Annotated in this window: 18 protein-coding genes, 2 tRNA genes and 1 other RNA gene; 13 read left to right on the top strand and 8 right to left on the bottom strand. The window is 59.6% G+C overall.

What is annotated here, in order from left to right; all coding sequences use genetic code 11:
• The 4 genes from HMPREF2765_RS06170 to HMPREF2765_RS06185 all read right to left on the bottom strand — a co-directional run.
• Positions 1-2,868: siroheme synthase (locus HMPREF2765_RS06170; RefSeq protein ID WP_070604724.1), on the bottom strand; the 2,868-nt coding region annotated here is incomplete at its 3' end.
• Positions 2,869-3,099: 231 nt separating this feature from the next.
• The gene (locus tag HMPREF2765_RS06175; RefSeq protein ID WP_239663329.1) at positions 3,100-5,040 is read right to left on the bottom strand and encodes an S-layer homology domain-containing protein; all 1,941 of its coding nucleotides are present in this window, start codon (positions 5,038-5,040) and stop codon (positions 3,100-3,102) included.
• A gap of 578 nt (positions 5,041-5,618) precedes the next feature.
• Entirely contained in the window at positions 5,619-6,686 is a 1,068-nt protein-coding gene (locus HMPREF2765_RS06180) for an S-layer homology domain-containing protein (protein WP_012903668.1), read from the bottom strand.
• A 378-nt stretch (positions 6,687-7,064) separates the two neighbouring features.
• The gene (locus HMPREF2765_RS06185; RefSeq protein ID WP_070604726.1) at positions 7,065-7,856 is read right to left on the bottom strand and encodes a YaaA family protein; all 792 of its coding nucleotides are present in this window, start codon (positions 7,854-7,856) and stop codon (positions 7,065-7,067) included.
• Between the two features lie 159 nt (positions 7,857-8,015).
• On the opposite strand from HMPREF2765_RS06185, the gene rnpB reads away from it, so the two are divergent.
• Positions 8,016-8,421: RNase P RNA component class A (rnpB, locus tag HMPREF2765_RS06190), an RNA gene on the top strand.
• Between the two features lie 133 nt (positions 8,422-8,554).
• Here the strand turns inward: rnpB and def are convergent.
• From def to orn, 3 genes are all read right to left on the bottom strand, one after another.
• Complete coding sequence (gene def, locus HMPREF2765_RS06195; protein WP_005506273.1) at positions 8,555-9,127, bottom strand: peptide deformylase; 573 nt, start codon at positions 9,125-9,127, stop codon at positions 8,555-8,557.
• Between the two features lie 132 nt (positions 9,128-9,259).
• Positions 9,260-9,332 (bottom strand) — tRNA-His (locus HMPREF2765_RS06200).
• Between the two features lie 106 nt (positions 9,333-9,438).
• The gene (orn, locus tag HMPREF2765_RS06205; protein ID WP_070604728.1) at positions 9,439-10,089 is read right to left on the bottom strand and encodes an oligoribonuclease; all 651 of its coding nucleotides are present in this window, start codon (positions 10,087-10,089) and stop codon (positions 9,439-9,441) included.
• A 240-nt stretch (positions 10,090-10,329) separates the two neighbouring features.
• Between orn and mptB the strand changes: the two genes are divergently transcribed.
• Positions 10,330-12,003: a polyprenol phosphomannose-dependent alpha 1,6 mannosyltransferase MptB gene (mptB, locus tag HMPREF2765_RS06210; protein WP_070604730.1), complete on the top strand. Its 1,674-nt coding sequence runs from the start codon at positions 10,330-10,332 to the stop codon at positions 12,001-12,003.
• Between the two features lie 147 nt (positions 12,004-12,150).
• Positions 12,151-12,226 (top strand) — tRNA-Arg (locus tag HMPREF2765_RS06215).
• Positions 12,227-12,333: 107 nt separating this feature from the next.
• Here the strand turns inward: HMPREF2765_RS06215 and HMPREF2765_RS06220 are convergent.
• Positions 12,334-13,230, bottom strand: coding sequence for an HNH endonuclease family protein (locus tag HMPREF2765_RS06220; RefSeq protein WP_070604732.1), 897 nt, complete (start codon positions 13,228-13,230; stop codon positions 12,334-12,336).
• A 361-nt stretch (positions 13,231-13,591) separates the two neighbouring features.
• Between HMPREF2765_RS06220 and HMPREF2765_RS06225 the strand changes: the two genes are divergently transcribed.
• The 10 genes from HMPREF2765_RS06225 (at position 13,592) to HMPREF2765_RS06270 (ending at position 24,091) form a co-directional block, all read left to right on the top strand.
• Positions 13,592-14,155, top strand: coding sequence for a single-stranded DNA-binding protein (locus tag HMPREF2765_RS06225; RefSeq protein ID WP_070604734.1), 564 nt, complete (start codon positions 13,592-13,594; stop codon positions 14,153-14,155).
• 217 nt (positions 14,156-14,372) lie between these two features.
• Positions 14,373-14,720 (top strand): 50S ribosomal protein L19, encoded by a 348-nt coding sequence (gene rplS / locus HMPREF2765_RS06230; protein WP_049337710.1) that lies wholly within the window; start codon positions 14,373-14,375, stop codon positions 14,718-14,720.
• Positions 14,721-14,929: 209 nt separating this feature from the next.
• Positions 14,930-16,081 (top strand): signal peptidase I, encoded by a 1,152-nt coding sequence (lepB, locus tag HMPREF2765_RS06235; RefSeq protein ID WP_070604736.1) that lies wholly within the window; start codon positions 14,930-14,932, stop codon positions 16,079-16,081.
• Positions 16,082-16,087: 6 nt separating this feature from the next.
• Positions 16,088-16,909 carry a ribonuclease HII gene (locus HMPREF2765_RS06240; RefSeq protein ID WP_070604738.1) on the top strand — a complete coding sequence of 274 codons (822 nt, stop codon included), beginning with the start codon at positions 16,088-16,090 and terminating at the stop codon, positions 16,907-16,909.
• Positions 16,910-17,007: 98 nt separating this feature from the next.
• Positions 17,008-17,334: a DUF2469 domain-containing protein gene (locus HMPREF2765_RS06245; RefSeq protein ID WP_049337707.1), complete on the top strand. Its 327-nt coding sequence runs from the start codon at positions 17,008-17,010 to the stop codon at positions 17,332-17,334.
• Positions 17,335-17,638: 304 nt separating this feature from the next.
• Positions 17,639-18,094, top strand: a complete 456-nt coding sequence (locus HMPREF2765_RS06250; RefSeq protein WP_012903656.1) for a YraN family protein — start codon at positions 17,639-17,641, stop codon at positions 18,092-18,094.
• Entirely contained in the window at positions 18,094-19,632 is a 1,539-nt protein-coding gene (locus tag HMPREF2765_RS06255; RefSeq protein ID WP_049337706.1) for a YifB family Mg chelatase-like AAA ATPase, read from the top strand. Before HMPREF2765_RS06250 ends, HMPREF2765_RS06255 begins: the two co-directional genes overlap by 1 nt.
• 177 nt (positions 19,633-19,809) lie before the next feature.
• Positions 19,810-21,522 (top strand): DNA-processing protein DprA, encoded by a 1,713-nt coding sequence (dprA, locus tag HMPREF2765_RS06260; protein ID WP_246824929.1) that lies wholly within the window; start codon positions 19,810-19,812, stop codon positions 21,520-21,522.
• Positions 21,523-21,719: 197 nt separating this feature from the next.
• Positions 21,720-22,835: a tyrosine recombinase XerC gene (locus HMPREF2765_RS06265; RefSeq protein ID WP_070604741.1), complete on the top strand. Its 1,116-nt coding sequence runs from the start codon at positions 21,720-21,722 to the stop codon at positions 22,833-22,835.
• A 356-nt stretch (positions 22,836-23,191) separates the two neighbouring features.
• Positions 23,192-24,091 (top strand): ACP S-malonyltransferase, encoded by a 900-nt coding sequence (locus HMPREF2765_RS06270; RefSeq protein WP_005507477.1) that lies wholly within the window; start codon positions 23,192-23,194, stop codon positions 24,089-24,091.
• Positions 24,092-24,156 lie beyond the last annotated feature (65 nt).

Raw genomic sequence — 24,156 nt, forward strand, 5'->3', positions numbered from 1 at the left:
AATGCCCTTCTGACGAGCCCAAATGTACGCGGCGTAGTCCGGGTCGCTTGTTGCCACATCCGCGTACGGGCTAAAAGCAGGCAGCTCAACCTTCGGGGAACCCGCCAGACGGTACAGCGACACCGTCACATCGTGGCGCGTCATACCGCTATGCCAGGACATCGGCGAAGGATTAGGCAAAATATCACGATCAGCAAACCACTGCTCAGCCGCCTGCAACTCATCCTCACGCGTCAGCTTCAGAGGAATATCCTCGACAGCAAGCTGCTCCACCGACTCGCCGGCACCATCCTTACCGGGGGTGACCTTCTCCAAGACCAGACGATAAGTGCCCGAATAGCTCAGCGGCTGAGCGATCGTCAGATTCAGCTCCGCCCTGCCGTCCTTGATGAGGTCAGCCGGGATTGCCTGCTGGAACACCGTCTGACCGGTCAAACGCCCCTGCTCATCAACATGCTGCACCGAGAGGCGGTACGATCCTTCACCCGGATCAGAAAGCCCGGTAGCGCGCGCCGTAAACAAGTTCGTCTGCGCATAAGGGCTCAGGCCCACCGACCCAAGGTGCAGCGTGGGCCCCGCAGAGTCCTGCTCGGGAGAATGCACCGGAAGGAACTCCGCAACATCATTCAGCATAGAACCCGGAGAATCTTCCATGCCGGGGTAAGGCACCCCGTTCCCATACATACCAATAAAGTAGAGCTTGCCCGGCTTCAACGTACCCGCAGGAATCTTCAGCTCCGCACTGAAATAGTTATTGCGGAACCACCTGGTGTTAACCCCGTAGTACGTGTAGTCATCCCGCTGAGTGAACACAGGCTCACCCACCATCTTTCCCGTTGCAGGGTCAGCCTCATAGATAGCGATGACCGGCCAATCATTACCAACCATTTCACTAGCCTGGGAGAGGATATGGCGTCCCTCAACCCGCAGCGTCGTATCCTTCCACGGGTTATCGATAGCGGACTGACTGAAGGTGTAGGTTCCACGGGTCGGCTGCGCTTCCTGAACCACATCAATATGGGCGCGGGCATACAAACGGTTCGACCTACTCGAAGGTTCCGGCTCAGTTTCATCCGACGGGTAGTACGTCATCACCACATCGAAGAGCTCACCGTCGGCAGCCTCAACGTACTGCGGGGGAACCTTAAACGTGTAGGTGAGGCTACCGTCCGGGTTCTCCCGCACCTGATGCACCAAATCCTTGAGCATTCCGCCGTACTCGTCGAGAGGCTCATAACTATTGTGCTCCGCATACACGTACACCGACCCGCGCTGCACCAGAGCCAGCTCGTAGAAAGTGTACTTCTTACGGAACTCGGGGCTCAACGGGGAAGTCGTCACCGACACCGTACCGCCCTGAGAAATATTGAGGGTTCCCGAAGTCACCTTCAACTCAACATTCCCCGGGTTCTCCGAATCAACAGCATCAGCGGCAAGAGGCGCCATCGGAAGCTGCGCGCTCACCGTGAACTTATGGCTACCGTACGAATACTGAGAGTCCGAGAACACCACACGCACTTCAGCCATCGAACCGCGAGAAGAAGGCCTATTGTAGGAATCACCATGAGCCTTATACTCAACCTCCACGGTCAGAGTGCCGTCAGCATTGCGGGTTACCAGCTCGTCACGCTTATAGTATTGACCCGCTACATCATTCCTCGCAAAATATCCCTGCTCACCAGAGGTAGCGTTATAAATCGACACAGAGTCAATGTAGTACCCCAGGTCAACCTCGGGTGAAATATTAGAAATAGTCACCTTATAGACGCGGTCCTGACCGGGATCAAAATCCTGCGCAGCAACAGATACCTTCGGCAGGGTATTCCTGAACGAATTATCCTGATACGCCATGCGCGCAGGGTTATTGCCCACCGGAACGAAGGGGAACTTACGCGTCAGCTTATTCCACCCGTGGGTTTCTACACCGGAAACACCCAGGGAATATCCCTTACCGGACTTCAGAACTCCCGCGGGGATAGTGACCTTTTTCTGGAAATAGCCGTTAGGAATCAGGCCCTTGAAAATGCGCTGATTCTCTTCCGTATCCGGTGCCTTCAGTTCACCAAGCGAAGCCACATTATCGTTCGTGACCTTTCCCTGCTCATCATGCTCGGACAAGGTGAACTTCACGGAGCTGACATCCTGAAAACCGGTACCCGTCAACGTCACCTCAATCGGCTGACCGGAAGCAATCTGCTCCTCAGAAATAGCCGAAACATCATAGGTGATGGAGGGAAGGACAGCCTTCGGGAGGTTGAACTCCACCGGCAGCGCCGTACGGACGCGATCCTCAGTGTTCCACGCGTAAGGGTGCGCATCATCTACAGGGCGGTAGGTGAGAATGATCTCGTATTCCAGGTTTGCCGGTAGGCTATTCGCCGGAACCGTCAGGTCAGCGCTGAAACTGCCGTCAGCAGCCGGTTTCGGGGCGTCAAAGACAAGGCCGCGGTGATCAAGCTTCTGGTAGGGGTTAGCGTAGGTCGAAGAGCCCTTCGGGGCAATCGTGAGGCTACGCAGCTCATGATGCGCCAAGAACTCGGGGCTCAGCCCGGTACCCTCCACGTGCACGGTACCGCCGTGAAGAATGTCGAGGGAACCGCTGGACACGCGCAGGGTCGGCAGGGAAGCATCCTGCTTATCACCTTGCACGGGAGTGTTCTGCGCAGGTTCGTTCTGCGCAGGTTTGTTCTGGGCAGGCGCGTTCTGCGCGGGTGTTTCTTGAGGCGCTGCCAGCGCCGCAGGAGTAAGACCTGCAAGCGGGCTCAAACCCAGCAACAGCGACAGGCTGAGCGCGCGGGCGCTCGCCGGGTGGCGCGGGGTATCAGAATGGTGCGGGGCACCTCGTGGGGCGAAAAATGAAGACATCATAATCCCATCTACAAAATTTATACGGTGATTGAAGTGAGTGAGTAGATGAAGTGAGTGAAGAAGTTGAGCGGATAGATTCTGAAAAGCCAGGCTAGGGGAGACCCGTAAAGCCTGGTGTCAGGCAAGAGAGATCGCTGGTGAGAGGGCAACCGAGGCGGCACCGGCGGGCTGAAAAGCCGAACTACGTCGAGCATCCCAGCCCACCGGTTACCCCCTCACCGCGACCGGGCGTTACCTGAGGTGGCTGCCTCCGTGCTCCATACGGTACAGCATCACAGCCACCTGACGGTACGACATCTTGAAGCCGTCAAAGCTCTCATAGAAGTAACCTTGATCAGGCATGTAACCCCAGATACGTTGCTCAATAGCCCAGCGAGACTCACGTGAAAAAGCAGTCTCCGGGCTGATCCAGAGCCGCCAATGAGAGCTAAGCGGGAAATGCTTCTGTTTCTTCGGGTTAGAGTCCGGTAGTGAAGGAGACGTCGGTAAGCTTGGCGACGCCTCCCCCTGGGATCGCTGATACCTGTAGAGGAACGCAGCCGTGGAACGGTCCGAAAGCGGCTCATTCGGGTGGAAGCGACCATCAACCCAGCCGAACGTAATACCCCGCTGACGAGCCCAAATAATCGCGGTATAGTCAGGGTCATCCGGCGTAATATCCGTGTAAGGGCTGACTGCAGGAAGCTCAACCTGCGGCGCACCCGCTAACCGGTACAGTGCCACCGTCACAGAACGGCGGTTCACTGATTCCCAATCGCGATCAGTGGGGTAGCCTGGCAGAATTTGACGGTTCACAATCCATTTCCTGGCAGCCTCCATTTCCCGTTCCTGACTGATATCCAAGTCCAGATCTTTGGAAGCAACCTGCTCAACCGAATCGACAGCGTCACCCTGATTTGGGGTTACCTTCTCCACAAAGAGCCTATAGGCCACCTCAAAATTCAGGGCATAGCCGGGAAGAGAAAGCGTCTGCGCCGTACGACCCTTCTGAATGCTCTCGGCAGGAATCACTTTCTCCCAAGACTTCTGCCCGGTCGGACGGCCATGATCATCAATCGGCTGCAAGGAGAAACGGTAGTAGCCCTTGGTCAGCGGCGGCAGACCCAAAACAGTCACCTTCAAAGTATTATTCTCGCGATAAGGGCTCATCTTATCTCCCGAGACGTAGATGCTGGTGGGAGCTGCATCTTGCTCCGGGGTACCTACCGGGATGAAATCTGCCACATCGGTCATCCATGCACCAGGGTATTCCTCGGAACCCGGGCCAGGATAACCACCGCCGTAGAAACCAATCCTGTACAGCCTGCCCGCTTTGAGAGTACCCCCGGGAATCGTGATAGCCGTACTGAAATGGTCGTTCAAGAAACTATCACAGTACTGATTGCACCTGGTGTAATTCAGATTCTGCATAAACACAGGCGAACCAATACCCTGCCCGGTCACCGGATCAACCTCATAGAGGGTCAGGACCGCCGGGCCTTCAGGACCCCAAAAGGTGCTTTTCGAGAGGATATGGAAACCCTCAACCGTCAGGGTTGTATCCTCTTCCGGGTGCTCGATAGAAGATGAACTGAAAAGGTAGGTGGTCTTCGTAGGTTTAGCGTCCTGCACCACATCGGTAGGAGTGCGGACTACCCGGCGATTCGACCACGTCAACGGATCCGGCGCATACTCATTCGACGGGTAATACGTCAGTACCGTATCGAAGAGAGTCCCCTCTTTAGCCTCAACAATATGGGCGGGAACAACGAGCGTGAAAGTGAGGCTGCCATCCGGGTTCTCTCGCACATTACCCTGCTGCTTGAGGTCCTCGACCATCCCACCGTACTGAGTGAGGGGAACATAATTATGATGCCCGACATGGACGTACGTGGAACCACGTTCCACCAACGCGAGCTCGTGGAACGTGTACTTCTGCCTAAACTCGGCGCTCAACGGAGAGGTTGTCACCGACACGATACCGCCCTGAGAAATGTTGAGGGGGCCTGTCGTGACCTTCAAATCAATGTTCTCCAGCTCAGAGGCGGGATCGCCACCCTGCACTTGAGGCATCTGACGGGCCGGTGTTTCTTGAGTAGTTGCCTGCTGCGTGTTCACAGGGGAGGCGGGCGCCGGCTGGGCCGCCACCGGCGTCAAAGCCAACAGCGGAGACACGCCCAACAGCTGAGTCAAACCCAACGCCAGGGAAGCGCCCGCAACTTTTCGGCGTGCGCCACGGGCAGGCTTAAAGAATGAGGACATCATTATCCAATCTGAATTTTCTGCATGAATGAGGGTGAATGAGAAAAGAAGTTGAGAGGATCAATGAGTGACAGTCCACCGCGCTGAGCCTACGCCAAATCCACATCGTGGAGGACCCGTAGCGGCGGCATGCTGAAGTGCAATTTCAGCCTACCAACCCGCGTCTTAGACATTCAATGAAAACACGAGAAAAACATTCCAATAAGAGTTATAAGACAAAAAATTCGAAAATTACGCCCCCGGTTTTATACAAAGCCCGACCCCCAAAAAGACCACACAATAGAGAGACAAAAATGGAAGCATCACCAGCACTAAAAACCGCACCCAGCAGCGCCTGCACCAGAAAACGGGCACACGAAAAAAGGGGCATACAAAAAGGGGCGGTGAGAGAAAAACTCTCGCCGCCCCTTCTATAGGCCATAGGCCACTATCTTCAGCTGCTGTTCTCAGAGATCAACCCAAGCTAAAACATGTAGGTTAACCGCCCGGTTCACGGCACCTGCCAAATCTTAAGCATCGATATAAGGGCTACTGGGGATGTCAATCATGTCCAGCATTGACAGGACACGAGCCAGCTCCTCGCGGGTAGCAATCTTGGTCGGACGGAAATCCTTGCTCTTATTGTGAAAGCTCGTATCAATATTCACCGACGAGTGCAGCCACACCGACTCGGTGTAGAACGGGGCACCCGGCTTCATGTCCTGCGGGGTAGTGGGACGGAACCACGAAGGACGACGGCCGGGGGTAAGCATAAAGTAACGGTAGAAGAACGCTGCCATCGTAGCGCGGCTAGCCACCGCCTCCGGGTGCATCTTACCGTCAGACCAACCCGAGGTCAGACCATTCTGGTATGCCCAAATGTATGCCGAGTAACGCTCATCCTTCGGGGACACATCCGGGAACGGGGAACGCGCCGGAAGCTTAACCTTCGGCGAGCGGGCGCCTCGGTAGATTGCATCCATCAGATCGCTGCGGGTCACCGCACGCTTAGGGTAGAAGCAACGTTCCTTATCGAGCAGCAAAACCTTTGCCTTACATGACCTGTAGATATCGGGAGCGTACTCGCCATCCATATCAATATCCACAATGAAAGGTGCCCACGCAAACTCAGTGTTAATCGTCGGGCGAACCTCAATAGTACGCAGGATGGTGTACTGCTCACGGCGCGGACGAAGAGACAAGCGAATCCCGTAGTCCGCCTTCGGGCCACCAGTGACCTCGCGAGAAATGACGTGGTGCCTCACGTAGGGGTCATTCTCGATGCGCTTCTTCGGCTCAAGAGCGAAGAAGTAGAACTGCGTGAAGCCCTTCTCCTTGGTGTAGTAGCCAGCCTCAATGTATGGGGTGTACAGGCCAGTATCAAGCACAGCCTGCAGGCCTGTAATCTCGTAGCTGAGGTTGAAGCCGCTAATATCAAACGACGCCTCGGTAATCTTGAACGTCAGCGGGGTGGTCATAACGTCCAAGGTGGCAGCCTGGGCGCTCTGCTCGCCGGCATGGTGCGCACCCAAAGCGCCAGCGACTGTTAGTGCTGCCGCACCCTTAAAAAGGGCGCGACGAGAGGAAAAAGTAGACATATCATTGTCCCATCGATGTGTTTCTGAGTGGTTACTTCTACGCTAGCAAACCAATAACCATTGGTTAAACCTCTAGTCGTTTGTTATACGTACGTGGCGTGACGTGTTTCCATGTGTGCTGGGTTGAGAATGTGAATGTTAGTGAGTGAAATACCCGCCACCAGCGGCGAGCCATTAAATACTATAAGCACTTCTGTGCACAAAAAGAAGGCGGATAGCTAGACACTAACCGCCTTCTCCGCTCATCAAAAGCTACCCCTAAAATGTGGGAAAGTGTGGTTTTACAAGGGGCAATACAGATTTAAGCCACTAGAAAAATAGTTAAAAAAATTTTTCAATATGATGCAAAAAATAAGCGGAAACAAATAGTTGGGCAACCTACTGCTCATGCACCAGCAGCGTCAAAATACCCGCCTTACGCGCCGTCGGCAGGGTACACTCCACCGACCAATCCTCGCTGACCGCTTCCAAAAATTCGGCAATACCAGCCGTAGAGCCATCAATAGGACGAGCCGCCAAACCCGACTGAATCAGGTAACGCGCAAACAAGCCACGGTAATGCTTCGCCATGTGCGAGACGACCTTACGCGACCCATCAGCCGCCACACGCTCCACACGAACCGCCAGAGTCTGCGACGGGGGAGTCACCCACGACTTCGCGTAGGCTGCAGAACGGCAATCCAGAATCAGCTGATCCCTCGCGGTCGACTCCAGTGCGGTACCCAACGCGCCCTTCCAGAAGGAGGCGAGCGAACCCACCGAACCCAGCTTCACGCCCATCGACAGACGGTAGGCTGGGATTGCGTCCTCGGGGCGCAGAATACCCCACAGTGCCGAAGAAATCAGTAGCGACCAGTGCGCGGCATCGCGTTCGGCGGGGGAGAAGCTCGCATAATCCAGTGCCTCAAAGAGCACACCCGTGTAGGTGCGGATCGCGGGCTGTGCCGGTTCGGTGAGCAGGCGCGTATTGCGTTCCACCTCTGCTGCGAGGGAAGCACCCACCTTGAGCTCCGCCAGAGCATCGGGGCCCGAACTGACTGCGGTCAGCTCCTCCAGGACGCTCTCACGCTCGGCAGTGAGCTCGGGGAACGAGAGGTCAGCGAAGCATACGGGCGCGTTGCCAGCCGGGGCGGGGGTCTTACCTTCAGACGGGGGAAGAAGAATCAGCATCTCTCCAGTGTACCCGCGAGACGCAGGGTAGCTACGAGGCGCAGTGTAGTTGCGAGACGTCAGCGTGCCCGCGAGGTCGCTAGTGTACCCATGTGTACCTGCGAGACGGACCCCAAAATAGCTACCTCCACTGGTGTGCGTATAATGGGTTGGGTGAAACGGGCCGTCTGGGCAATCGCGAGGCACACGTGCTTCGAGGAAAGTCCGGGCTCCACAGCACAGGATGGTGGATAACATCCACTCGGGGTAACCCGCAGGCCAGTGCCACAGAAAGTAAACCGCCGCGGTTTGCCGCGGTAAGGGTGAAAGGGTGGTGTAAGAGACCACCAGCGGGCGCGGTGACGTGCCCGGCTAGGTAAACCCCATTCGGAGCAAGGTCAAACAGAATACGCCATGGTAGGGTAGTGCGCCCGATCCCCGTCAGCTTCCTTTACGGAGGTGGGGTGCGTATTCGGGTAGGCTGCTTGAGACGTGCGGCAACGTACGTTCTAGATAGATGATTGCCTCAAAATGCCCCTTCGGGTGGCGTTTTAGACAGAACCCGGCTCATAGGATGACCCGTTTCACGCTACCGTTAGCTGATGGAAAACATCATCGGCTGATGGAAAACGAAGACCGCGAATGCGTTTTTAGAGTGCATTCGCGGTCTTCGTTTTAAACTTCTTGAAAAGGTCTCTGACCTTTAGAAGAGCTCGTGATTAGTGGCCGAACGGATCCGGGTCCACGCCGGGCGTCCACGAGTTACCGTCGACGGTCCAGCCTTCCTTCTTCACGACCTTCTTCATCTTGCTGGTCCACTTCTTGTTCAGGCGGTTCACGTACAGCTTGCCGTCCAGGTGGTCGGTTTCGTGCTGCATGCAGCGTGCGAACCAGCCGGTCGCCTCAAACTGGACGGGGTTGCCGTGCTCGTCAAGACCGTTCACGGTCACCCATTCGGCGCGCTTGAGGGGGAAGCCGTAACCGGGGAAGGACAGGCAGCCCTCTTCCTCCTCGTAGGGGTCCGGGTCAGCGGTAGAAATCTTGCCCAGGGTCAGTACCGGGTTGATGATGCAGCCGCGCGGGGGAACGCCGTCCTCATTCTCCATCTTGTAGGTGAAGATGCGCAGGCCCACACCAATCTGCGGTGCCGCCAGGCCCACACCGTTGGATGCGTCCATGGTTTCGTACATGTCAGCCACGAGCTCCTTGAGCTCATCATTAAACTCGGTGACGGGTGCCGCGGGGCGGTGCAGAACGGGGTTGCCGTGAATAACGATGGGGCGAATAGCCACGGAATTATCCTTTGCTTGTGTTGAACGGGAACTGTTGAGTGGGAACTTGCCGGGTACACCGTGTGTGGGTGAACCGGATTGAGGGTAAGCGAAAGGGCCGTTACGGATAACCATAACGACCCTTTCCATCGGGGTGATCGACGGGGGTTGAACCCGCGACCTCCTGGACCACAACCAGGCGCTCTGCCAACTGAGCTACGACCACCATGTGCTTCGCTTGGTTTCCCTTGCGATATGCAACGGATACTACTGTACAGGAGATTCAGAAACCTGCCAAGTTGAAAAGCTATGATGCTCGTTACATTCTGCGCTTACGCCTTGGATGCCTCAGCAGCCTCGCGTGCGGCACGCTCAGCCTCCACCTCACGCGCAATCTGCGCCGACGCAATCGCATCCGGGCCCTGCTGCACAAAAATAGCGCGACGGTAATACTTCAACTCATCAATCGAGTCCTTGATATCACCCAGTGCGCGGTGGTTACCGGTCTTCGCCGGGGCGCTGTGACGAGCCGCCGGGTACCAGCGCGACGCTAGCTCCTTAATGGTCGACACATCAATCACACGGTAGTGAAGGTGCGCCATGACCTCGGGCATGTAGCGCTCCAAGAAGCGCTTATCCATGCCCACCGAGTTGCCGCCCAGCTGCGCCTTGCCCGCCACCGGAACATACTTCTTGATGTAGCGAAGCACCTGCTCCTGCGCGTAATCCATCGACACACCGTGCTCAATATCGGGCAGTAGACCCGACGCCTCATGCATCGAACGCACAAAGTCATTCATGTTCTCCAGCGCACCGGCAGGAGACTCATCACCGGGCTTAATGACGAACTCAACGCCAGAACCCAGAATGTTCAAATCGGCATCCGTGACCAGAACGCCCACCTCGACGAGAGCGTCGTTCTCCACGTCCAGGCCGGTCATCTCGCAGTCAATCCATACAATACGTTCACTAGAAATACTCACTCTCCCACTCTACCCCCAAACGCTGCCGGCCCGGCGGGCAGCACGTCACAAAAGGGGTACAAGAGGGCGCAAGAAAGGTACGAGCGGATGCGCAAACGGCGGCAGCGGGGGAGAACTGCGCCACTCTGCGTGCCCTTGAGGCGTGTCCACAAGCGTCTTCGCAACAGTGATTCTCGCAAGTGCATCCAAGGGCTCCGGTATGATAAAAACCAGAACGACGATGCAGACAGAAAGGGAGTTATGCGCGCACCAAAGGAGCTAGCACACCGGCTCACCACCCCCGGTGCACACGACGCACCTCTCTCACCCAAACTCTTGGACTACGTCAATAATCACCGTCTGCGCACGCTGATTATCGGCACCATCGGCTCCATCATGGTCACCCTCGGCTCCTACGCCGTCGGCTGGCTCGCCGACAGCTCCAGCTTCTGGCGCTACGACATTATTCGAGCCATCCGATTCGAAGCAGCATGGGTCATCACCGGCATTATTCTGCTCGCCCTCGGCGCTATGATCATGTGCCGTGAATGGCTGCGCATCTACCAGAAAATGGGCGACTGGAACGAACCCAACGCCATGCGGTGGATGATTGCCGTCACCGCCAGCTGGTCCCTGCCGCAGATTTTCGCGTTCACCATCTACAGCCGCGACATGTTCTCCTACTACGGTCAGGGCATGGTCATGGCGCACGGCCTCAACCCGTACAAGCACGGTGTCTCCGAAATCTCGAACTTCATGCAGAACGGTGCGGACCCCATGTGGGCGGAATCCCCGCCCCCGTACGGACCTGTCTCCCTCAAGCTCGAAGAGTGGATTGTGCGCCTGGCGGGGGAGAATATCGACCTCTCCCTCTTCTACTTCCGCCTACTCTCCGTGTTCGCGGTCATCGGCATCCTCTTCTACGTGGCAAAACTCGCCCAGGCGCACGGCTTCAACCAGGTCCGCGCTCTCTGGCAGATTGGCCCGAACCCGCTGTTCATCGCATCGTTCATCGCCAGCGGCCACAACGACTCGCTCATGACCATGTTCATGCTCGGAGGCCTCTACTACGCCAAGCGCTACCGCGACACCTGGTGGGGCGGCCCGCTCGGCGTGACCTTCGTAGCCCTCGGCGTTGCCGTCAAGCCGCTCGCCCTCGTGGTGCTACCCTTCGTGGGTCTGCTCTGGGCTGGTAAGAACGCCTCCTGGCCGCGTAAGTTCATCTTCTGGGCATTCTCCGGCGTGCTGCTGCTCGCCGAAATGGCGCTCATGGGCTGGGTGACCGGACTGGAATTCGGTTGGATTAAGGCACTGTCCACCACCGGCGGCCAGTACATCTGGTACACCCCCTTCGGCCTGGTCATCGGCGCCGCATCCCTGTTCATTCAGGGAGACGCCTTCGAGGTCATCCGCAAGCTCATCGAGACCGCCGGCAAGGGCATCGGCATGCTCGGCGCAGTAGCCATGGCATTCGTTGGACGCGACCGCAACATCGTGCGCCACGCCGGCCTCGCAATCCTGTTCATGCTCCTGTGCAGCCCCATGATTCAGCCCTGGTACCTGCTCTGGGCAATCCCGATGCTCGCCGCAACCGGTCTGCGCTCGCACTTCCAGCTCATGTGGTACTTCATCACCACGCTGTTCTTCATGGCGTACGGTGTGAGCGACCAGCTGAATGTGTCGCCCTACCTGCGCGACTTCAACCAGGACATGGGCCGACTCATCGCGACGGTCATCTGCCTGGGCTACATCACCTACCTGGTCGCCCTCGACCCGGCAACCCGCCGTCTGGTGTACGTGAGCCTGCACCCCACGCAGATTCGCCGCACCACCATCCGCTTGTGGTGGCAGTTGTTCCCCGGCGCATCAAGCCGCCGTGCACGCCGCCGCGAGGTGAAGAAAGCAGAACGGGAAGCCGCCAAGGTAGGCTCCTAGCGTGAATTCCCAGCGCGAACTCCCGGTGTAAGCTCCCGGCACGCTCGATGGATGCCGCGCCAGCCGGATGAGCTGCCCAACGGAACAGCCCCCGCGTGAGAGGCGCGGTGCATGAGAAGCATAAATTCTCATGTACCCTAGAGGAAGGCCTCAGTAGCTCAGAGGATAGAGCAGGAGCCTTCTAATCTCTTGGTCGGGGGTTCGATTCCCTCCTGGGGCGCCACATAAGAAAGCCGCCTCGCACCCAAAACTCAGGGTGCGAGGCGGTTTTCTTTATGCTTTTTGCGTTGGTGTGCCGCGAGGTGCCGGGAGGCTATTTCTTGGCTGGGATTACTTCTTAGCCGGGTTGGTGTCCTTGCAGGAGTTGAGCACGCGCTCCATAACCTTCTTCTCGTCCGCGGTCACCCACAGCTTGTACTTCGCCTTCACGTGTACCTGACGAGCCACGTAGGTGCAGCGGTAGGCGGTGTTGCTCGGCAACCACTCGGAGGCGTCCGCATCGGACTTCTGCTGGTTCGCCGGGCCGTCTGCAGCGAGCAGGTTTTCCGGGTCGTTCGCCAGCTGACGGCGCTGCTCTGCGGTCAAATCCTGCGCGCCGGTCTGCCATGCGTTCGACAGAGCCACCACGTGGTCAATCTGCACAGCCGAGGAGGTCTTCTTGCCGCGCTTGAACTCGATGGTCTTGCCGGTGTACGGGTCATCCAGAGTACCGCTGATGACGGTGCATGCGTGGGTCCTGACCTTGAAACGAACATTGGTCAGGTCGCGGCGCAGAATGTCGTCGCGAGTGTTGCACTTGTTGCCGTCAACGTCATCCCAGGCGGGACCGAACTGATCACGAGAGTAGCCGGCCTTCGACGCGCGTTCCTTCACCTGCAGGGACGCCAGCTCGCTCTTCGCGGTTGCCAGATCCGGTGCGAGCGCGGTCGCGGGGTCAACTGCCTTGTACGGGTTCTTGACCTCGGCGAGGGTTTCCGTGGGAACGTTGGATTCTTCCTCATCGGTGGCGGAGGTGCTCTTATCGGAGCCGAGCAGGCCGTCCACACCGTTCTTGCTCACATAGACCAGGCCAATAATCAGCACGATCACGGCAAGCACAGCGAGCAGACCGTAAATGAGGCGCTTCTTCTGCGGGTCCATCGAGTCGGGCAGCTTGGGCAGGTTGCGCTGTAGCTGCTGAAGTTCCTGTAAAGAAGGCAGGTTGTTGTTCGCGGGCTTTTTGCTCACGGATTCTCCAAGGCGGGTAGACGGGATGCGGCTGAGTGCACCGCATCATCAAGGATAGAGGGCGCGGGATAGAAATAGTTAACTTGAGGGTAAAAATAGCCGCCCCGACGCTGAGATACCTATCACGATGATACCTATCACGATGTCGAATGGGGCATAGCCGTCATATTTCTGCAGGGAATGCGTTGCCCGCAGGCGATTTTTGAAAAAACGGGGTGAAAAGTTCAAAAACTCTATCCACAGACGGCACTCAAAACTGCAAAACGCGAAGTTATCCACAGAAGCGGTAACCGCCGGATGCAGGGTCGGCTCAGTGCTGGCAAGGTGAAGGAACCCACCCACTAGTTTCTAAGGAGAAACCATGAGCGACACCATCCTGATCCGCGGATTCACCGCCTCCGATCCGGCACTGAGCACCCTGCCCAACGGGGTGCCCGTCGTGAACTTTCGCCTCGCCAGCACCCCGCGCTGGCAGGACGCCACCGGCACTTGGAAAGAAGGCACCACCAACTGGTACACCGTGAAAGCCTACCGGCGCCTCGCCCAGAACATTGCCACCTCCATTGAGAAGGGGCAGCCGCTGGTTGTGAGCGGCCGCCAGCGCATTAGCCGCTGGAACCGCGAAGACGGCACGCAGGGCACTACCGTAGAGGTGGATGCCCTCGGCATCGGTCACGACCTGAACTACGGTACGAGCATCTTTGCCCGCACCGTGGAGAAGCGCACGGTCAACGAAGGCTCCCTGCAGGGCGCACCTCAGCAGGGTATGCCGGGTGCGCCGCAGCAGTACGCGCCGCCGCAGGAAGCACCTCAGTACGCACCCCAGCAGAACCCGGAGGCGCCGGGCATGACCGCTCCGGGCGCTCCGGTACAGGACGGCGCATCCCAGAGCGGGGGAGCGCAGAGTGACGAACCCCCCTTCTAAAAGTGCTCCCCGGATGCTTGCATAAACGCGGGCGCATTGGGATAATGGAGCATTGTGTTGACATCGGGCACGCCCCTGCCGCAGGGGGAAGAGCGACCAACGATGTCAACCTTCGGGCACCAATCCTGTCCGAAGCATCAAGTTTTCTGTCCCGCAGTGGGGCAGAGCAATCTGAGTCTATTTGACCTGCGGCAGATGACTCTGGAGATCTACAACTATGCAGACTCTTGACTTCCTCGACAAGAAGTCCCTCCGTGACGACATCCCCGCATTCGGCCCCGGTGACACCCTGAACGTTCACGTTAAGATCGTTGAAGGTAAGAACCACCGTATCCAGGTCTTCAAGGGCTTCGTCGTTGGCCGCCAGGGTGCAGGCGTTCGCGAGACCTTCACCGTCCGCAAGGTTTCCTTCGGCGTTGGTGTTGAGCGTACCTTCCCCGTTCACTCTCCCTCCATCGAGAAGATCGAGGTTGTGACCCGCGGTGACGTCCGTCGTGCAAAGCTGTACTACATGCGCGACCGCCACGGTAAGGCTGCTCGTATCCGCGAGAAGCGCGAGTTCTAATCTTTATAGATACAGAATTCTGTTGCAAACCGCTCCCCAACCGCATTCCGCGGGCAAGGAGCGGTTTTTGCATATTCTGAGACCTCGTTTTCTGAGAACCTTGCCGCTCTCAGAAAATAAAAGCCCAAGAGCGCAAACACTCTCGATACAATAGCTAGGTACCGTTTCACTCGAGCTAGGTATCTCTCAAACGAAAGGCTCACTCCAGCATGGCAGACGACAAGAACACTGCGAACACCAGCCCCTTCCCTGAGGGATACCAGCCTCAAAGCCGCCGCGAGCGCCGCGAAATGGAAGAATACTTCGCGCGCCTCGCCGCCGAAAAGGCTGCTGCAGAAAAGAGCGCCGCAGAGAATGATGGTGCTGAAAAGGTTGCAACCGAGAAGGCTACCCCCTGGGTGGCATCCGCGGGCGCTACTGAGGCGACCGAAAGCGATACCAAGGGTGCATCTGAGCGTGATCACGAGGTGGTAGCTAGCGCCGAGGCGAGCGCCGCCTCCGCAGATGCCGCCGTTGCGACTTCTTCCGCTGAGAAGAACACTAAGCGCGAAGAAACCACCGACGAGGAGAGTGCCGCAGACGTGGAAACCACCAAGGACTTCTCCGAAATGACCCCCAAGGAACGCCGCAAGGCAAAGCGTGCCGAACAGGCGGAGCTGACCTACTCCCAGGCGCAGGAAGAAGGCCGCCTCGGCGAATGGCTCTGGGTGCAGGCACGTGAGGGCGGCACCGTCATCCTGTACGCGCTGGTCATCGCATTCCTGGTCAAGACCTTCCTGCTGCGCGGCTTCTACATTCCTTCCGGCTCCATGGAGCAGACCCTACAGGTCAACGACCGCGTGTTCATTAACGTGGCGGGCTCCTACTTTAGCGAGCCTAAGCGCGGCGACGTCATCGTCTTCAAGGACTCTCAGGGCTGGATTCCCTCCACCCAGAAGTCCAGCAGCCCGCTTAAGGACGCCCTGTCCTTCGCGGGTATTCTGCCGGATACTTCCTCGAACTTCCTGGTCAAGCGCGTTATCGGTACTCCCGGTGACGTGGTCGAAAGCGACGGCAACGGCAAAATCAAGGTCAACGGTGTAGAGATTACCGAACCGTACCTGTACCCGGGCAACCCGCCCTCGGAGGTCCCCTTCAAGGTGACCGTGCCCGCCGGCAAGTACTTCGTGATGGGCGACCACCGCAGCAACTCCGCTGACTCCCGCTACCACATTAGCGACGGCACCGCGTTCATCTCCAAGGATGACGTGCAGGGTAACGTGTTCGTTGTGGCGTGGCCGCTGAACCACTTCGGTCTGCTGCAGGATCAGAGCTCGGTGTTCTCATCGATTCCCGCACCGACCTCCACCCCGAGCGAATAAGCGAGCGTGGCAATGATGGTGAGCGCTCAGAAGAGCGCAACGAAACCCGCTCAAGCTAAGCCCGCGAAAACAACCCCGCCCGCCGCCGACCTCGAGTACGAGCAGCAGCTCTTCGCCTCCGGCGCCCGCACGGTTGCCGGAATCGACGAGGTAGGCCGCGGCTCCATGGCGGGCCCGGTCACCGTGGGCGTCGCAATCCTCACCCCGGACGCCACCCTCGAAGTGGGCGGGCTGATCGACTCCAAGGCGCTCTCACCGGCACGCCGCGAATCCATGGTTCCCGAAATCCGCCAGTGGTGCGCCGTGGCGGTCGGGCACGTGGAACCGGCAGACATTGACCGGCTCGGCATGACCCTCTCGCTGAGGCTTGCCGCCCAGCGTGCGCTCGCAGAGCTGGCGCGCCGCGGATACCGTGCCGACGCCGCCCTGTTGGACGGTAAGCACGACTGGTTCACCCCTCCGCAGGAAGACCTGTTCAGTGCGCTGGCACCGGACCCGGCGCAGGCACACTACAACGCACTGCTCGCCCAGGCGTGGGAAGGCGCAGGCGACCCCGCGCAGATGCCGGTGACCATGGTCATTAAGGGCGACTACAAGTGCGCCTCCATTGCCGCCGCATCGGTGGTAGCGAAGGTAGAACGTGATGAGCTGATGGTCCAGCTGGATACCCGCTATCCGGGGTACGGTTGGGCAAAGAACAAAGGCTACGGATCCGCCGCTCACCGCGAGGCGATTAGCGTGCAGGGCCCCAGCCTGCAGCATCGACTGTCATGGTCGCTTCCGGCGACCGCCGAGCAGATTGAGGCCGCTGTGGCACAGCGCGGCTAGGGCGTGTGGTATTCCTGAAAACCGCGCCTCGGAAAGCCGCGAAAGCCTAACGTGCCACCGCTGAATCAGTACTACAAAAGTCCAGGAAAGGAAGAGTAGTGAGCGCAGAAGACCTCGAAAACTACGAGACCGACGCCCAAATGGCACTCTACCGCGAATACAAAGACGTCATGTCGCTCTTTAGCTACGCGGTAGAAACCGACCGACGCTTCTACCTGGCAAACCAGGTGGACGTCACCCCGCACGTGCAGGACGGCACCCTCTACTTTGAGGTGAGCATGAGCGACGTGTGGGTGTGGGATGTATTCCGCTCCAACCGCTTTGTGAAGAAGGTGCACGCCTACTCGGTACGTGACGTGAACGTGGAGGAGCGCCTGCCCAACCAGGAGTTCACCGTGCCGGAAATGCCGGACTTTAACACCTAGCTCACGCCTGATTCACCGCATTGCCGGGGGAAGCAGGCGGCTGCTGAGCTACCGGGCGGCAGCGCTGGGTGATGAAACCGCGTGATGAAACTGCGTGATAAACCAGCACGAATATGACGCGGCGAATCGGCACTCGAGCGGTGTTTTTGAAAAATATGCCCCAAAATTTCAAATAAATGGCTGTGGATAACCTCTAATTCCTTCTGAGAACCGAGGTTATCCACAGTTTTTCGTTAACCGCGTTCAGGCACGCGCGCGGCGGGCACAGTAGAAACACTACCGCTATCTACCTGGGGAGAGACCCATGACAACAGCCCGAATAACAGCCCGCGCCGCAACCCGAAGCGCACCCAACAGACCCCTGCTCCGCAGAACCTCGCCCCGCGCCCACAGCGTCGGTAGGTGGGGCGAGGAGCTGACCGCCCGCATCCTGGAGACGAACGGCTACCGGATTCTGGAGAGGAATTGGCGACCGCCCGCTGGACTGGAACACGAACAGATTCGCGGGGAGCTCGACCTGATCGCCATTGACCCCGAGGACGAACTGGTTTTCGTTGAGGTCAAGACCCGCAGCAGCGAAGACTTTGGGCACCCGTTCGCGTCCATTGACCGTGATAAGGCGCGCCGCACGCGCTCGCTGGCGATTCTCTGGTGCAGGCTGCGCGAGAACCTGGATTTTCCACGCTTTCGCATCGACGCAATTGCGGTGACCGGAACTTGCGAAACCTTTACCTTCGAGCATCTGAAGGCGGTGGCGTAATGGGATTCGCACGCACCTATTCCGTGGCGCTCGTGGGCTTGCGCGGGCACATTGTTGACGTTGAGGCTGACATCTCACAGGGCCTGCCCGGCTTCGTGCTGCTGGGTCTGCCTGACACCGCCCTCAACGAGTCGAAAGAGCGTGTGCGCTCCGCAGCGAAGAACACCGGCATCACCCTCACTCAGCACCGGCTTACGGTGAACCTGACCCCGGCGACCCTGCCCAAGCGCGGCTCGGCGTTCGATCTAGCCATTGTGGTTGCGGCGCTGCAGGCGGAGAAGAAACTGCACCCCAGCGGCGATAGCGTCTTCCTGGGTGAGCTGGGCCTGGACGGAACGCTACGCCCCGTGCCGGGCATCCTGCCGGCAGTTAAAGCCGCCGTGGACGCCGGACACCACCGCGTGATTGTGCCCGCCGAAAACGCTGAGGAGGCGGCGCTCATTCCCGGCGCGCAGGTGAGCGGTTTCCGCTGCCTGGCTGAGGTTTTTGCCGCGCTCGGCGCGGAGAGTCAGAAGCTGACCTACCCGCCCGCCCCGCAGACGGAGGCGAGCGCACCGGTAGCGAAACCGACTGAAATTCCCTCCGATATGAGCGATGTTGCCGGTCAGTCACAGGGCCGTTTCGCCCTGGAAATTGCAGCTGCCGGCGGCCACCATATGCTGCTGACAGGCCCGCCCGGCTCGGGTAAAACCATGCTGGCGGAGCGCCTGCCGAGCATCCTGCCGACCCTCGATAATGATGCCGCGATGGAAGTGACCGCTATTCGTTCCCTCTGCTCGGCGGGGGAGCACCTGAGCGAGCTGGTGCGTCAGCCGCCCTTTGAGGCGCCGCATCATAGCGCCTCCGCGCCGGCGATTCTTGGTGGCGGTAGCGGCATTCCCCGCCCGGGCTGTGTGTCTAAAGCGCACCGCGGCGTGCTCTTTCTCGACGAGGCGCCGGAGTTCAAACGCACGGTGCTCGATTCGCTCCGTCAGCCCCTGGAATCGGGGACCGTGACCTTGGATCGTTCGAGCGCATCGGCGACGTACCCGGCGCGTTTTCAGCTGATCCTGGCGGCGAACCCGTGCCCCTGCGGCATGAACGTGGGCACCGGTACGGAGTGCACGTGCGCTCCGCGTGAGCGTCGCGCCTATTTTGGGCGTCTGTCCGGCCCGCTGGTGGACCGCATTGATGTGAATGTGACGGTTCCGAAGGTGTCGTCCACGGAGCTTGCGGGCGGTCAGGTGAATGAGAGTTCGGCGCAGATTCGCGAGCGCGTCATGGCGGCACGGCAGGCTCAGCGGGAGCGCCTGGAACCGTACGGGTTGAAGACGAATGCGGAGATGAACGGCAAGATTCTGCGCGGCCCGCTGCGTCTGGACGCGAAGCTCACCGGCGAGCTGAACGCCGCCGTGGACCGCGGAACGCTGACGGCGCGCGGCTACGACCGGGTGCTGCGTATCGCCTGGACTCTCGCCGATTTGGAGGGGGCCGCCTACCCGAGCCGGGAGCACCTGGATGTGGCGCTTTTTCTGCGGCAGCAGGGGCAATTGAAATAATGCGCCAGCTGAAATAGGGCCAGCTGACATAGCGTGCCGGTTTATAGAAGGAATCACTCACGAGAGGAGAAGAACGTCATGAGTGAGAAGAAGCTCAGAAAACGAGCTGAAGAGGCCGAATTGAAAGAAAATGGGCTGAGAGAAACAGCGCCGGACGAGTGTGTGCCAGAAGTGAGCGTGCCTGAAGAGCATGTGCCAGAAGAGCGCGCGGCGGAGGATTTTGTGCAGGAGGAACTGCAGATCCGCCTGCCAGGCCGCACCCTGGATGCGCACGCCCTGGTGCGTGAGAGGGTGGCGCATATTCTGTCGCTGGGGAACGAACCCTCACCGAGCCCCTATAACGCGGCGCGGTTGCCGGGTTTCCTCACCTCCTGCCTGAACCCGGTGTACCTGGAACAGATGAACCTGCAGGACCTGAGCCGGGAAGAGCAGCCGGGGGAGGAACAGCAGAGCGAGGTGCCACAGGGTGAGCACCCCGAACCTGCGGCGGGTACAGCCTCCAGCGGTTCTGACCCTGTGCCTCTGCTCAATCCAGCACCCCTGTTCAACCCCGCCCTCAGCGCGGAGCAGGTTGAGGCGGCGTGCCGCGAGTACATCCGCTGCTGCACCGCCCAGCTGATGCGCTACGCCGAACCCGCCGATGAGCTCGTGGTCGAATCCCTCACCACCCTGGGAGCGCCGCTGACCCTGCACTACCTGCTGACCGGGCACATCCCCGATGCGCACACCTGGGAGCACGGCGAACCGGATACGCAGCTCAGCGATTATTTGCACTCGGTGGGCGCACCCGCGGAAGGGGAGTCCGCCCTGTTCTGTAGCGCGAATGGCTACTACACGCCGGGTGAGCATCAGATGAGCCGCGATAAGTTCGGCAAGGCGCTCGCGACCCGCCGCCTGCGCTGGAACCGCCGCATGGAACGCACCCTGAACGCGGAGGCGCACATGGCGGCAACCTGCGGGGCGTGGCTGGTCACTCCCGCCGATCCGCTGTGGCCGCCGCAGCTGAACGATTTGGGGCCTGCTCGACCGTACGGGCTGTGGTGCCGAGGCGATTCGCGGCACCTGCTGGATGTGGCCTCTGCCCCGAGCGTGGCGCTGGTCGGTTCGCGTGACCCGAGCATCTACGGTACGGAGGCGACGACCCACCTTGCCGCTGAGCTGGCGCGCCGCGGGTACACGGTGATTTCTGGCGGTGCGATGGGCATTGATATTGCGGCGCATAGGGCGGCACTGACCCAGCAGGGTAGCGACCTGCCGACCATCGCTTTCATGGCGGGTGGGCTGGATCGGCTGTACCCGGCGCAGAACTCGGATGCACTGAATATGATTGTTGACCGCGGGCTCATCATGAGCGAGGTGAGCGTGGGTAACACCCCCACGCGTTGGCGTTTTCTGGAGCGTAACCGCCTGATTGCGGCGTTGGCGCGGCACACCATTGTGGTGGAGGCGCGCTGGCGTTCCGGTGCCCTGAATACGGCTCGTCACGCGATGGAGATTGGGCGTACCCTCTGGGCGGTTCCGGGGCAGATTAACTCGCCGAACTCGGTGGGAACGAACCGTCTGTTGCGCGATGGACTAGCGCAAACACTCACCGAGGCCGCCGACATCCTCGAGTACGATGCCGCCGCGGGGTTCGAGCTGGGCACCGAGCACGAGAGCGAATGGGATCAGGCTGCCTCCTCCAGTGCACTGGACGAGCTGACCGAACGACAGGGTAGAGTCTGGGACGATTTGAGCCCGCGCTCCTACCGCGGCGTGGATGAGATTGCCGCAGCCCTCGGGTTGAGCGCTCGCGACGTGATGGCTGACCTGTTCCACCTGGGTCGTTGCGGTCTGGCGGAGAGTAGCGGAACGAGCTGGCGGAAGGTCCGCCCGACTGTCGCTGCGTAGGGTTCTTCCTGATGACGGGGCGGCACGTGGAGAGCTCGGAACCTCTCTACAATTGGGGGTAGGCTTGCGCATACTGGCGCGGAGCTTACCCCGCCGCCACGCTATCAGCAGATACGCCGGGGGCAGAAATACAACGTCGAGAAGCATCAACGCCGCCAGAGCAGAGCCAGGAACCAGAAACCCGAAAGGAGGGACGCATGACCCCCGCCCGCCAGCACGAAAACCAGGCTGAAAACCAGGCAGAGAACCGGAGCGAAAGCCGGGAAGAGTACCGGGATGATGCTCCCTCCACGACCCTGCCGGTGACCTATACTCGCACGCTTGCGCCGGAGCAAGTAGAGAGCTCTGCTCTACCTGATTCTGCACTGCCTGAATCGGCGCTAGGGGTTTCCGGCGAGGTGTTCCGCCCCGTCCTGGACCGTTTTGAGCGTTTTCTGCGCTACGAGAAGCACCGTTCCGAAGAGACAATCCGCTCGTATATCTCCGATTTGGAGGGCTTCTTCGGCTATATGGCGCGCCGCGGTGTGCGGCATCTGGACAGCATTGATGCGTCCCTGATTCGTGAGTGGTTGGGTTCGTTGCATCTGCGGCAGGCGGCTCGTTCTACGGTGGCGCGCCGTGGTTCGACCCTCCGTACGTTCTTCACCTGGGCTCAGGAGGAGGAGCTGGTGCACGCTAACCCGACCCGCGGTATGCGCACCCCCAAGCGGGAGAATCACCTGCCGCCGGTGCTGAGCCGTGAGCAGATGAACCAGCTGCTGACTACCCTGCAGGAGCGTCGGGCGCAGGATCCTCGTGATGCGCGCCTGCTGCGCCTCGAAGCCGTGGTTGAAGTGCTGTACGCCTCGGGCATGCGTATTTCTGAGCTGACCGGCCTGGATTTGCAGAGCGTGGACCGGGCGAATAAGACGGTGCGCGTGCTGGGTAAGGGCAATAAGGAGCGCGTGGTGCCGTTGGGTACTCCGGCGCTTAAGGCGTTGAATCGTTGGGTGTCCTATGGTCGTCCGCAGTGGATTCCGGAGGGGGCCCAGGGCGTGACGGCGCTGTTTATTGGCCCTCGGGGCGGGCGTGCGAACGCCCGTCAGATTCGTGAGGACCTGACCCACCTGTTGCGCACGGTGGAGAATACTCAGGCGTCGGGTGCGCACGTTTTGCGTCATTCGGCGGCGACTCACCTGGTGGATGGTGGTGCCGATATTCGTTCGGTGCAGGAGCTTCTGGGGCATTCGTCGTTGGCGACCACGCAGATTTACACGCACGTGTCGATGAAGCGTCTGGCGGAGACGTACGCGCGGGCGCATCCGCGAGCGTAGGACATTCGTGTGTCTAAGGGTCATGCGCAGGTGCGGGGGAGCGCTCCGGCCTGCGCTTTGCTGGACTGTGCCGTAAATAGAGCTCTGGGTAGCGCTTTGAAGGGTACTCTGAACGCCGCCGCTAATGTCTCTCTATTTGAACCTTGCCCGTCCGGGTTGTACGAATGGGTGAGTTCAATCTAAGCTATACACTGTTCAACCTCTCTGTCTAGGTTCCCAGTGCAGCCCAAAGTTTCTGCACAGTGATGTTTATACAGGGCGGCTGAACAAGGTAGCATAGGTAACAGACTAACCGTGGTCTCCGTCTCTATAACGGCACCGCGTACGAGTACTAAAAACCAGAAAGGTCGCACCGCATGCGCGCACTCGTTTGCCCCGGACAGGGCTCCCAGAAGAAGGGCTTCCTGAGCCCCTGGCTCGAGATTGAAGGTGTGCGTGAGCACCTGGAACGACTCTCCGAAGCGGCAGGCATCGACCTGATTCACTACGGCACCGAAGCCGAAGAAGAAACCATCAAGGACACCGCAATCGCCCAGCCCCTCATCGTGGCTGCAGGCATCGTCACCGGCCGCCTCGCCCTGCGCGAACTCGACGGTGAAGAGCTCATCTTCGCGGGCCACTCCGTCGGCGAAATCACCGCAGCAGCCCTCGCGGGCGTACTCAGCGACGAAGACGCAATGCGTTTCGTACGCGTGCGCGCCAACGGCATGGCGGAGGCGGCAGCCGCCTCCCCGACCGGCATGGCTGCAGTACTCGGCGGCGTTGAAGAAAACGTCCGCGAAGCCATCGACGCAGCAGGCCTCGTCGCGGCAAACTCCAACGGCGGCGGCCAGATCGTAGCCGCAGGCCCCATTCCCGCCATCGAGGCATTCGCCGCGAACCCGCCCGCACGCGCTCGCGTCATCCCCCTGAAGGTCGCTGGCGCATTCCACACCGAGGCAATGGCACCCGCCGTGCCCGCCCTGGAAGAGTTCGCCGCATCCCTGCAGGTCTCCGACCCGACCTCCGCACTGCTGACCAACCGCGACGGTTCCGCCGTGGCATCCGGTGAAGAGTTCGTCAAGACCCTCGTCTCCCAGGTCACCAGCCCCGTCCGCTGGGACCTGTGCATGGCAACCCTGCTTGAGCGTGAAGTTGCCGGCATTATCGAGGTCGCCCCCGCAGGCACCCTGGTCGGCCTGGCAAAGCGCGCGATGCGCGGCGTGCCCGGCACCTCCATCAACACTCCCGAGGACCTCGCCTCGCTGAAGGGCTAAACGCCGGGGGGAGAGCACCCAGCCCTCCCCGCGCTAGGAACCCTTCACACTAGACATGCACTTTA

It is taken from the genome of Rothia sp. HMSC062H08, from assembly GCF_001810775.1.
In the GTDB taxonomy this organism is placed as follows: Bacteria; Actinomycetota; Actinomycetes; order Actinomycetales; family Micrococcaceae; genus Rothia.